At 60.7% G+C, this 11,436-nt stretch carries 8 protein-coding genes and 6 pseudogenes; 7 read left to right on the plus strand and 7 right to left on the minus strand.

The annotated features are described in order from the left end of the window. Window positions 1-302: 302 nt before the first annotated feature. The gene (locus P9272_RS35130; RefSeq protein WP_063169403.1) at window positions 303-578 is read right to left on the minus strand and encodes a hypothetical protein; all 276 of its coding nucleotides are present in this window, start codon (window positions 576-578) and stop codon (window positions 303-305) included. A gap of 697 nt (window positions 579-1,275) precedes the next feature. Here P9272_RS35130 and P9272_RS35135 point away from each other — a divergent pair. Further along, entirely contained in the window at window positions 1,276-1,692 is a 417-nt protein-coding gene (locus P9272_RS35135) for a hypothetical protein (RefSeq protein WP_063169404.1), read from the plus strand. A 238-nt stretch (window positions 1,693-1,930) separates the two neighbouring features. On the opposite strand, the gene P9272_RS36140 is transcribed toward P9272_RS35135, so the two are convergent. From P9272_RS36140 to P9272_RS35155, 3 genes and pseudogenes are all read right to left on the minus strand, one after another. After that, complete coding sequence (locus P9272_RS36140; RefSeq protein ID WP_244514239.1) at window positions 1,931-2,422, minus strand: cytochrome c; 492 nt, start codon at window positions 2,420-2,422, stop codon at window positions 1,931-1,933. Window positions 2,423-2,463: 41 nt separating this feature from the next. Further along, entirely contained in the window at window positions 2,464-2,685 is a 222-nt protein-coding gene (locus P9272_RS35150; RefSeq protein ID WP_245462946.1) for a hypothetical protein, read from the minus strand. 21 nt (window positions 2,686-2,706) lie between these two features. Beyond that, a pseudogene (locus P9272_RS35155) lies at window positions 2,707-2,986 on the minus strand (DUF411 domain-containing protein); the annotation flags it as partial. Between the two features lie 801 nt (window positions 2,987-3,787). Here P9272_RS35155 and P9272_RS35160 point away from each other — a divergent pair. The 4 genes and pseudogenes from P9272_RS35160 to P9272_RS35175 all read left to right on the plus strand — a co-directional run. Further along, window positions 3,788-3,992 (plus strand): annotated as a pseudogene (locus P9272_RS35160) (isopenicillin N synthase family oxygenase); the annotation flags it as partial. An 8-nt stretch (window positions 3,993-4,000) separates the two neighbouring features. Further along, window positions 4,001-4,270 (plus strand): annotated as a pseudogene (locus P9272_RS35165) (pyridoxal-phosphate dependent enzyme); the annotation flags it as partial. Window positions 4,271-4,548: 278 nt separating this feature from the next. Beyond that, window positions 4,549-4,712 (plus strand): annotated as a pseudogene (locus P9272_RS35170) (thioredoxin domain-containing protein); the annotation flags it as partial. A 41-nt stretch (window positions 4,713-4,753) separates the two neighbouring features. Beyond that, window positions 4,754-6,208 carry a glutamate synthase subunit beta gene (locus P9272_RS35175; protein WP_063169408.1) on the plus strand — a complete coding sequence of 485 codons (1,455 nt, stop codon included), beginning with the start codon at window positions 4,754-4,756 and terminating at the stop codon, window positions 6,206-6,208. Window positions 6,209-6,277: 69 nt separating this feature from the next. On the opposite strand, the pseudogene P9272_RS35180 reads toward P9272_RS35175, so the two are convergent. The 3 genes and pseudogenes from P9272_RS35180 to P9272_RS35190 form a co-directional block, all read right to left on the minus strand. After that, window positions 6,278-6,472: pseudogene (locus P9272_RS35180) on the minus strand (DUF459 domain-containing protein); the annotation flags it as partial. A gap of 1,181 nt (window positions 6,473-7,653) precedes the next feature. After that, window positions 7,654-7,962, minus strand: coding sequence for a helix-turn-helix domain-containing protein (locus P9272_RS36145; RefSeq protein WP_236473435.1), 309 nt, complete (start codon window positions 7,960-7,962; stop codon window positions 7,654-7,656). Between the two features lie 157 nt (window positions 7,963-8,119). Continuing rightward, window positions 8,120-8,566 (minus strand): extracellular solute-binding protein, encoded by a 447-nt coding sequence (locus P9272_RS35190; RefSeq protein WP_236383562.1) that lies wholly within the window; start codon window positions 8,564-8,566, stop codon window positions 8,120-8,122. A gap of 1,057 nt (window positions 8,567-9,623) precedes the next feature. Between P9272_RS35190 and P9272_RS35195 the strand changes: the two are divergent. Next, window positions 9,624-9,845: pseudogene (locus P9272_RS35195) on the plus strand (insulinase family protein); the annotation flags it as partial. A gap of 57 nt (window positions 9,846-9,902) precedes the next feature. After that, window positions 9,903-10,961, plus strand: coding sequence for a class I SAM-dependent methyltransferase (locus P9272_RS35200; RefSeq protein WP_024504268.1), 1,059 nt, complete (start codon window positions 9,903-9,905; stop codon window positions 10,959-10,961). Window positions 10,962-11,436: the final 475 nt, after the last annotated feature.

Raw genomic sequence — 11,436 nt, forward strand, 5'->3', positions numbered from 1 at the left:
TCGACGCACTCCGGACAAGTAACCTCATGGGCGCGGCATGCAGGATTAACCGAGCCCAGCCGGTCATGAGTGCGGCCTTGCCGGGTCGGGCGATAGGCAGTCATGCCCTGCCCTTCCTGCGGGTCAAGCACTCCGAAAAAACATTTCCCCCATAAATGCTAGATCTTCCGTTGCCTTTTCGCGTCACAGGCCGTCAAACGCCCGGCCGTTCACAACAGTGATCCGGCAAGTGTTTGGCTGCGCGAGACGATGCTGCAGGGAGTCGTCCTGCATGGCACTTCGCTATGATGCTGCGGTGCCGTCTAACGGCGCCTCGTGCTTGAACGCACTGAACGGCCACCGCGATCAAAATCGATGGTTCGAGGACCGTTGATCATCACCCCGCCAGCCTCGATCTTGTTTGCCGCCACGAGAGCGACACAGAGACTGCTGGTGAAGATGCCCGCCTGCCCGCTATGTTCCGGATGGTTGACCATCCCGGATGGACCCATCGAGGGTGTCAAGGCGAGCATGAGCACAGGCGCGAACAGTTCACGGGCAGGCGCGACGGTGGCCGCAAAGCAACGTCGCGCCAGCATGCGATCTCAGCAGGATCGGCACCATCCTGTCAGGGAGCAATGCGAGTGGCTGGCTTAGCCGCTGCGACGCTGCCCGGCATCGCGTTCAATTGATCTGGCGCCTTAAATGCAGGAAGGCTTCGCGGCCGGTACGAGGCGCATCCCTCCTCCGAAGCAGCACGCCCAAGTATCATCACAAGCCCCGAGCGCCCGCGTTCGGCGATGTCCAATTTCCGACAATGTCGGAATACAGTCAGATCTGCTGGATTGACTTTAAATGGTTTTCTCATTTGGCACAGCGCATGCTGGTTATCCGGAAACACGTGACCGACCAACAAGAAGTCGCATGACACAACCGAAGCCATCCATGTCTGACGGGCTGCCCAGGATACCTACTGCGACCGCGCTTGCCCGGTGACGACCGCTCCGGCTCCGCCCGTTACCGACGAGGCAAAGTGACGGATTTCCTGCGTTTCAACGACATGGAGGTGGTTGTCATTCCCGCTGGGGGACAGACTCGGCCTGTTCAAGGCATTGCGCGAAGGCGGCAAGATGACGGCCACCCGTGCGCGAACTCAAGGAGCGCAGCCTGTATCGTGTATCAGGCAAATAGGCCGTCGGTCAGTGACCTTGACACAGGGGACATGCGCAAGGTCCTGAAGTTTGATGCAGCGATAGAAGGGTGCCAATGACAACAATAGCTTACAGGAACGGAACCATGGCTGGCGACGGCCGAGCCTTGGGTTTTGACTCAGTATCCGTCGGTGAGAAAACGAAGGTGTTTCGCTTATGCGACGGCACACTCATCGGCGTTTCCTCTTCGTCCTTGGGTATTCCAAAGGCCGTTCGAGACTGGGTTGAGAAGGGCATGGATGTTTCTGATATTCCTGTGCCGCGCAACGACGACAATTTTGAATTTGAGGCGCTGATAGTGCGCAAAAATGGGGAAGCCGTATTGTTGGACGGCAATTGGCTGCCAAGTGATCCCGTGAAAGGTGAATATTATGCCATCGGGAGCGGCAAGCAGTATGCTTTGGCCGCGCTGGTTTTGGGCAAGTCAGCTAAGGAAAGCGTCGAAGTTGCCGCGAAACTCGACGTTTGGACTGGTGGCACAGTCACTGCCATAACTCACTAAACCCGCCTTTCGGCGGGAGTGTGACAGTGCGAGCGTGGAAGTAGGGCGCCACCCCGGGGCACGTCGAGCCCTGTCATGTGAGCTGGTCCATAAGCGCGCGAAAGCGTCCAGTTGTGGCCAAAAGCACGATTTGCGACAGAACCGGCCCGCTTCTATGAGTATGGGCCGCTTTTTGCGGCCAGCGTGCTTGCCATCCTGCCGCCAGTGGCCGTCGCCTTCTTCTTCCAAGGTTACCTCGTCATGAAGTAGAGCACCACGATCTTGTCGGAGAGATCGGAAGGCGGACGGCCCTTCCGTCCGCGTCGGCCAGTTCGAAAGGCGGCGCGGCCTGCTCGTCGATCGCCTGGAAGAACCTCTCCGCGCTGTCCCTCATCTTGTCGAGATCGGCGCCCGGATGGTGGGCCAGCGCGGAGGTCCCGAGGATCAGCGCCAGAAATTGAATCGCAAGCGACGGTTTCGCTTTCATGGACAATGCATTCCGGTTGGGGGCGTTCGAGGGCTCCGCGGCTAGGATTGGTCTCACTGTGTCTGCTCCCGCTCCCGGCGGCTCATCTGCCTGATAGGCGCGTTCCCGCTCGGGCCATGTGCTTTTGATGAAGGCCAGAACGGCCCGGATCTCCTCGTCGGTGAGGACATTCCCGAAGCCCGGCATGTCGCTCTGGTAGCCGCCGCCGACGACCGCGGCCGGTCCCGGCGCCGGCATGCGTCCCGAAGGCAGCGGGCTTTCCAATCGCGCTGACCTTCGCCTGGCTAAAACCGTCTTGCCTAGCGCTATCGCCGCGGCCGGGGCGCGGCCATCCGGTTGGCGAGCCAAGGCAATGTCCAGACCAATCCGAGGCCTGCCGCGGCCACGCATCGATAAGAGGACCGACGCCCTTCTCCTTTGCCGCCGCTGGAGAACAGGTATTTGATCAGCGCGGCCGTCCCGAGGACGAGCACGACGACGACAAGCAGCCACACCAGGCCCGTGCCGAACATCATCATGCCGCTCATGCATTCCATCATCGAAGCCTCCTATTCCGTGGCGTAGATGCCGCCGGTCGCGTCAGACTTTCGGATTTCGAGAATCTCGAAGGGCGCTTCCTTCGTGCCACTCATGCCGGGGGAGCCCATCGGCATGCCGGGCAGCGTCATGCCCTTTGATGTCGGGCCGCTCGGTCAAGAGCTTGTTGACCGTGCCGACCGGCACATGGCCGCTCACCACATAGCCGTCGATGAACGAGAGAAGGCAGCCATCGGCTTCCGGCGGAATGCCCTCTTCGCGGCTCATGGCGAAAAGGTCGTGAGTCGGCCTTGACGGTGATTCCTGGAAGGCCGATTCCAAGGCGAGCTGGCTTGAAGGCCGCGGTCCGGATGGTCGACTAGGCAGCTTGGTTCCACGATCGCAATGCTTGATCGCTTCATTGCAGGCCATGGGCTCTCGCCCCCTCCTTTTGCCACACGAGGCGCCAGCTCACGTGTTGTTGTTGGCGTGCGCCCCGGCAACCGCTTTCACCAGCCGCTCCAGCGATCCCGCGCGCTCCAGCTCCGCAAAGAATGATGCGGCGTGACGCTACCCAGCCGGTGCTTCTCGGCCTTCCAATTAAACTGTCTCGACGAAAGAGCCGTCTCCGTTGCTCCGGTCTCGGTGTTGAGTTCTCTAAGGCTGCGCCACACCTTGGTCCCCACGCCGGCAAATGATCTCACTATGCAGCCCGTGCTCGCACGCTCTCAAACTAATTACCGCTGCTGCAACACGCCGCCTGGCGGCCTGCACCGAAAAGCCGACAGGGGTGCATCTGAATAGCCGTGAACCCAGGTCTCAAAGACCATCCGGCGCGACGAGCGGACGCACCGCACGTGTGACACCCGCCTTGTGGGGCAGGGTTGCCTTTCTCAATCCCGGCGTTGGTCGGCGTCCCAATGAGCAGCAAGCTATTATCGGCCGCCGAATCTTAGTGGCTTCGTCGAGAGCCTCAATCAACCAAGCGGCGAAAGCCCCGCTAGAGTCTCCGCCCGCCTGTCGCTATGAAGCAGTTGCAGCCAGCGCTGCTTCAGGCGCATGAACTCGCCCGATGCAATGATTTCCGTCGCCCTGGGTCTTTCGAAGGGCACTGTTTCTATTCCCTTCTTCTTCGGCGCGCGGCTTGATGCCGACATACGGTTTCTTGACCTGCCGCCTGAACTGGCTGCCGAAGCGGGTGCCCCGCCAGCGACCCCGACAATCCCCTGTTCCGCAACTGCTGAAGAGCCGACTGCGCTCGCATCCCGATATTGCGCAACGGCACTATGCCGACATTCTGGAGACCGCAGCCGCATGAGCCTCGAGATGTTCCGCCGACCGTCGACAAAGGCGTCCTCTCGCCTGCGTCCGCCATTTGTCAGTGCTCGATCTGATTGGGGAGACGCCGGTCGTCGAACTGAAGAGATTCGATACCGGCAGGTGTCGTCGCTTCGTCAAGATCGAAAGCCAGAATCCCGGCGGATCGATCAAGGATCGCATTGCGTTGTCGATGATCGTTAATGCCGAACAGCGTGGCACGCGCGGGGCGGTACAATCATCGAAGCGACCGCTGGCAACACAGGGCTCGGCCTGGCCATCTGGCGGCACGAAGCGCGTGATCGCGTGTCCAAAAGCTGACAGCGTCAGACAAATGTCAGGTTCATTACAACCAACATCTGGGCACTGACGAGGTTTTTCGAAGCAATGGGCGCTAACTGCGCGCTGAGCGCGTTGGCATGGCTTTTGAGACTGAGTGACTGTGACTGCACTCAATGGGGCAAGACGAGCGATGCGCTCCTCCCTGAACCCGTGTGCCGTCTCTGAGAGGAAACCAGCTCGTGCAGAAACCTTTGGAAATAGCTTTGGACCGCAACGTGGTATTGCAGATGGAGTCCCCGGCTCCTTCGATTAGAGTCGAGAACTGGCTGCATGGCGAGCCCCTCACGAGCTTTGAGCCCGGCAAGTGTACATAGTCGAATTTTGGGCAACTTGGTGCGGCCCATGTGTGGACGGGATGCCCCATCTGATCCAGCTGCAGGGCGTCGCCAGGCGCACCATCTGGACAGCAGGAACTGGACTATGGGCAAGGTAACAGGCTTTCTCGAAATCGACCGGCAGGTGCACAAGTACCAGCCGGCCTCCGACCGCATCCGGCATTTCCGCGAATTCACGCTGCCGATGTCCGACAAAGAGGTCGAGAAACAGGCCGCGCGCTGCATGGATTGCGGCATTCCGTTCTGCCATGGGCCGACGGGCTGCCCGATCCACAACCAGATCCCGGACTGGAACGACCTCGTCTACAATGGCGACTGGGACAATGCGATCCGCAACCTGCATTCGACCAACAATTTCCCGGAGTTCACCGGCCGCATCTGCCCCGCACCTTGCGAGGAAGCCTGCACGCTGAACCTCGAGGACATCCCCGTCGCCATCAAGACGGTCGAGCAGGCGATCGCCGACAAGGCTTACGAGACCGGCCATATCAGGCCCTATCCGCCGGAGAAGAAGACCGGCAAGCGCGTCGCCGTCATCGGCTCCGGCCCGGCCGGCATGTCGGCTGCCCAGCAGCTCGGCCGCGCCGGCCACGACGTCCATGTCTATGAGCGCGAGAGCCGGCCCGGCGGGTTGATGCGTTACGGCATTCCCGACTTCAAGATCGAGAAGCACTATATCGACCGGCGCATCGAGCAGATGCAGGGCGAGGGCGTCACCTTCCATTGCGGCGTCAATGTCGGCGTCGACAAGCCGGTTGCCGAGCTGCTCGCCGAACATGACGCCGTGCTTTATTGCGGCGGTTCCGAAACGCCGCGCGCGGCCGGCATTCCCGGCGACGATCTCGGCGGCGTGCATGACGCGATGCCCTATCTGGTGCAGCAGAACAGGCGTGTCGGCGGCGAACCGATCCAGTCGGTGGCGTGGCCGTCGCATCCGATCCTCGCCGGCGGCCAGCATGTCGTCGTCGTCGGCGGCGGCGACACTGCCTCCGACTGCGTCGGCACCGCCTTCCGCCAGGGCGCGGTGCGCGTCACCCAGCTCGACATCCGGCCGCAGCCGCCGGAAAAGGAAGACAAGCTGTCGGTCTGGCCATACTGGGCGACCAAGATGCGCACGTCATCCTCGCAGGCCGAAGGCGCCGAGCGCGAATTCCAGGTGGCGACGCTTGAATTCATCGGCGAAAACGGCCAGCTGACCGGGGTCAAATGCTGCGAAGTCGACGAAAAGCGCAAGCCGATCGCCGGCACCGAATTCGTCATCCGCGCCGATCTCGCGTTCATCGCCATCGGCTTTGCCGGGCCAGCCGCTCGCGGGCCGGTGTCGGAACTGGCCGGCCAGATGAAGATCGCCATTGACAGCCGCCGCTCGAAGAATGTCGAGGCCAATGACCGGGACTACAGGACCAGCGTCGAAAAGCTCTATGCGGCGGGCGACGTGCGGCGCGGCCAGTCGCTGGTCGTCTGGGCGATCCGCGAGGGCCGCCAGGCGGCGCGCGCCATCGATGAGGCGCTGATGGGATCGAGCGTGCTGCCGCGCTGAGTCCGTCTCGAGACCCTACTTGTGCGGCCACCTGAAGGCGCTTTCCGCCCTTCCGCTGCCCCGGGCAGCTTACGGACTGATCGCCGTGGTCGTTTCGGTTGTGGCCCCGGCCGCAGGCTGCCGCCTTGGCGGCCAAGAAAAATCGTCGGCGCGGCCGGGCGCAGCAGCGGGCGCCTTGCCCTCGACGACGAATTTTTCACCGGGCCCGTCCGGCTTGGCCGGCGCTGCGGCACCGAGAAGTTCCGAACCGCCGTCGAGTGCCGGTGATTGCGAGTCGGCGTCGGTAGCCGGGTCGGCGGCCTCAGTCTTTTCCTTCGAGGGTGGACTACGTTACTGGCCAGTACCGGCAACGCATCGAAGGAACTTTACAATCATAAAGGTACGTCACTGGTCTCGCGGCTCACCTATGACGATCTAGACGCGCATTCGAGTCCACAATCCGACTGGCATTTTCGTAAAGGCCTCCTCGGTGCGGGCGGCATCAGGGAGGATTTTCTCATGACGAGGACTTCTTACGGAAATGGGGGGCTACTCAAACACATTCAGTGATCAGCGCGGGGGCGGCGTCAGCTATTTCACCGCCGATCTTGGATATAATTTCTTGAACTCACCGCGCTACCGCATCGGTGCTTTTGTTGGCAACAATTTCTGGCACGAGAGCTACGATGCTTTCGGTTGCACGCAGCAGGCGACCAACTGGGGAACCTGTGTGCCAACCGTCCCACCTACGTCAACCTCTCAGCCAGGACAACGATTGGCATTCGCTGCGACTCGGCTTGGCCGGGCAGACGCAACTCACCGAGCGACTCAGCCTTTCTGGTGACGTGGCGTTCCTCTTCACGCGGCTCGACGGCAAAGAGCAGCACCACATGCGCCCAAGATCAAGCTAATTCCCGAAGACGGCGATGGGCATGGCGTCCAGCTCGAGGCGGTGTTGCGGCCGTGGCGAATAACGGCACCGCTCATTTCGAAGAGGCAATGGGCGGTCGTGGTTCCCCGCAGGCCGACGATTGGAAGGCAAAGCGCTACGGCGTTTTCGTGCAGGCTAGCATCAAGTTCAACTGAGAGAGCAAGAACCGAGGAGAGCGGCGATGCCACTCCAGCTCATTACGATCATTGGATCAACAGAAGGAAGTTTTCCGAAGAGTTTTGCAAGCGTGCGCAAAGTCGCCAGACAAAGTTCTCTCGGTCCATAGTGTACGTGCCGTCACGCCCGTTCTCGACATGGTTGAATGATACGTCCCGCGCGATCGATCAAAGTCGTTTTTCATTGGTTTTCCGGAAATCGCGGGGAGCACAGCGTGCTGTGACCCTCGCCTGCTGGTTTTCTGTCAACGCGCAGATGAGGGAGAATGAGCGTACAGCAAAAATCATCAGTGCTGTCGCTTTCGCCAAAGCCCGCCGCAGCTAAACGGGGTCCCACGCCCGGTAGCGCCCCCTGCCGGTCACCTCACGGATGCCGAGTTCGGCACCAGCCCGAGCGCAGCGCGCTGGCTAATTTTCAGCTCGGCCGCGACCAGACCTGCCGACACCAGCGGCCGCGCCAGCACCAGCTCGATCAGCGCCGGCAGGCTCGAGTTTTTGCGCCGGTTCCTGAGCCGGCGCTCCATCTGGCTTTTGGCCAGCGCCTGGATGATTGCAAGGCTGAAACAGTCGATGGAACGCCCCTCCAGCGAAGCCGAACCGGACGAGGCGCGCGCGCCAGGTCCTTCGGCTGCCATCGGCACGCTGGGTTTAAGTGCTTGGGGTGACACGGCGTGATCTCCGCCGTTGGCGGGAACAGGGCAGTGCAATAGTACTGCCCTGTTCCTTTTGATCAGAGGCCAGTGCGGATTTCTTCGGCAAGCGCCCTCAACGTCGTCTCGACGTCATCGCCGTTTACCATCTTCTGCATCGCCACGGCCCATGCGTTCATGGCTTCGCCGAAGCCGACACGCGGTGTGAAAGCCAGCGCGGCTTGGTCCTGTATCTTTTTGAAGCTGTCAACGAAGTTGTTGAACTCGGGCTGCGAAGCGTACTTAGTCCAGGTGTCGTCTGCCAGGTCGACGTGCGCGGCGGATTGACGAGCTGGCCAGCAAGGGCACCCTTGAGCGCCACCTGCTTGGAGGTGGCCCACGGGATGAACAGCCAGGCCGTGCCCTTCTTTTCGGAAGCCGCGTTCATGGCGAGAGCCCAGATCCAGATGTCAGACTCCAAGCTCGTGGCGCTCGGTGCGTGCAGCGGCGGAGCGAAGGCGATCTTGCCGGATGCCGGCTTCCCCGCAACATCGTTCCAGAAGCCGAACATATTTGAGTCGATCGTCATCGCGCTGCGGCCGGACGCGAAGGAAGGAGCCGCGCACTTCTTGATCATGTCCACGTAATGTAGTCGTATCCAGCATCGGTAAGCTTCCAATCGCTCAGGTATTTGTCCAGCGGCTCCAGGGCGCCACTCGGAGCGAGGTCCTACGCGGGCTGAATGCCAGTGCCGAACACATCCCATGCTGGCGACTTCGTCGTCAGTTGGATCGTCATCTTGTTCCAGTAAGAATCGTCTGGGTAGAGTTCCGGCGTGACCTTGATGCCGGGTCAGCTTCTCGAACTCCGGAAATTGCGCAGCGAGAGCATCCGCATAGGGGTGGATGTCGTAGGCCCAAGTTATGCTGGTCCCTTCGAATTGACGCCAGTTCACGGTGTCGGCAGCGGCCGAATTAGTGAGCGATGCCGAGACGGCAAAAAACGCCAAGTCAAAAGCAAGCTGTTTGCGAAGCGACGCGCACCTGTAACGAGTACGGGGAATGAGCGACCCATGTAATCCTCCCTGGGGCATTTTGCCAATTTTTGGGTCCACTCCTCCATCCCGAGTTCGCTCATAGCCACAATAAGCGGTTTCCAACGAGCTCGCTCTGAATGCACCAGGCCAACTGGGTAAAAACGGGTAACCGGCACTAAAAGGCGTTGTAGTATCGCCACCAGAAATACTGCTCCGTGGTGCTGGCCTTTGCCTGGGGGCGCAACACGGCAACTACCCGCTCAAAACGGTTGGTCCTCTACCTCTTATTCACCGTCGCTTTCCTCGCGGCCTAACCCGGCCGGAATATCCGTTGCCAGAAAAAGGCCTCGCGGCCGGTTCGAGGCTCATCCCTCCTCCGAAGCAGCACGCTCAAGTATCGTCACAAGCCCCGAGCGCTTCGCGTTCGGCGATGTCCAAATTCCGACAATGTCGGATACAGTCAGATCTACTGGATTGCGTTTGAATGGTTTTCTCATTTGGCACAGTACATGCGGGTCATCCGCAAAACACGTGACCGACCAACAAGAGTTCGCATGATCACCTTACCACAACATACAGCCGCCGCGGAACAATCACTTGGCCCCTGATCGCCCACCCCGGCACCACAACCGGAGTCATCGATGTTCTGACAGGCTGCCCAAGGATACCTGCTGCAACAGGGCTTGCCCTGGTGACGACCACTCCGGCTCCGCCGGTTACCGACGAGGGCAAAGTGACGGATTTCCTGCTTTTCAACGGCATGGAGGTGGCTGTCATTCCCGACCACCGCGCCGGTCGTCACCCATATGGTCTGGTGCAGGATCGGCAGCGCGGAATGAGCCGCCGGGGATATCTGCATGTCTTCGAGCATCTGATGCTCAAGGCGCCTCATGACGAGCACGGCTCCGTCGCCTGGAGAGATTGAACCCAAAGGGAGATTCAGATGTCTGAAGCGAATCAGGAAAAGTTGGACGCATTCTTGGGGAAAATGGTCGGCGATCTCGGTGCGATCGCAACGGGCGCGGGAGTCCTGCTGGGGGACAGACTCGGCCTGTTCAAGGCATTGCGCGAAGGCGGCAAGATGACGGCCGCCGAACTTTCGACACGCACCGGCACCCAGGAACGCCTCGTAAGGGAATGGCTTTCCGGGCAGGCGGCGGCGGGTTACGTCGACTACGATGAAGCGAGCGACAAATTCTATCTCAACGCCGAGCAAGAGCTGGTGTTCGCTGATGAAGACAGCCCGGCCTTCATGGCAGGCGCATTCGAGTTCCTGTCCGCGCTGTGGCTCGATGAAGAAAAGGTGAGGCAGGCATTCCAGTCCGGCAAGGGCGTCGGGTGGCACGATCATAGCGCGTGTCTGTTTCGCGGTACGGAACGGTTCTTCCGTCCAGGCTACAATGCCAATCTGATCGACTCCTGGCTGCCGGCCTTGGAGGGCGTCGTCGAGAAGCTCGAACGCGGCGTGGACGTCGCGGATGTTGGATGCGGTCATGGTGCATCGACCGTGCTCATGGCACAGGCCTTCCCCAATTCGCGCTTCGTCGGCTTCGACTATCATGCCCCTTCGATTGAGCGCGCCCGCAAGGCGGCCGAGGTAGCCGGCGTCGGCGTTAACACGCGGTTCGACGTGGCGGCCGCCAAGAGCTATCCCGGAACCTATGACCTCGTCACATTCTTCGATTGCCTTCACGACATGGGCGACCCGACGGGCGCCGCCACCCATGTCCACGGATCGCTCAAGCCGGACGGCACGTGGATGATCGTCGAGCCGTTCGCGCATGATCATCTGGCGGCGAACCTCAATCCCGTCGGCCGCGTTTACTATGCCGCTTCCACTTTCGTGTGCACGCCCGCATCCGTGTCGCAGGAAGTCGGGCTCGCGCTTGGAGCCCAGGCCGGTGAGGCGAGGCTGCGCAAGGTTGTGACCGGCGGCGGCTTCAAGCGATTGCGTCGCGCCGCGGAGACACCGTTCAACATGGTGCTGGAGGCCCGCCCTTAGCGTGGCCGTCGCCAGAAATTGCAGCTCATCGCATTTGATGAAGATCACCGCCAAAAATCCGGACGCATCGGGCACATTTTCAAGGCGTCTGGGTTCACGCAGAGGTCGCTGCCGAGTTGTGTGCCAAGAGTCCCATACGTTGCGGCTCAGAAAGGACCCCACGCACGGCGACGAACATGCCCATAGCGATGGCCGCTATAATCACATATGTCCACCATGGCGCGTTCACAAAGCTGGTAAGCCACGTCGCACCGAACGCGCTTACGACAAAAACGAGAGCCTCGATAAAAAGACTGAGCCTGTACACATTCAGTCGTCTCATCCTCATACCACCCATCCAAAGACTGAGCTTGTTGCGCTACTGCGACAGAGCCTAACATATTGGAGAGTGCTCACTAGTCGACCGTGAACAATCCGAGCCCTAAGCGGCGACCGGCTTCGGCCGGATTTGAAGCAGGGCAATCAAGAGCGACAA

Origin of the sequence: Mesorhizobium sp. WSM4976 (assembly GCF_029625685.1) — a bacterium.
In the GTDB taxonomy this organism is placed as follows: Bacteria; Pseudomonadota; Alphaproteobacteria; order Rhizobiales; family Rhizobiaceae; genus Mesorhizobium.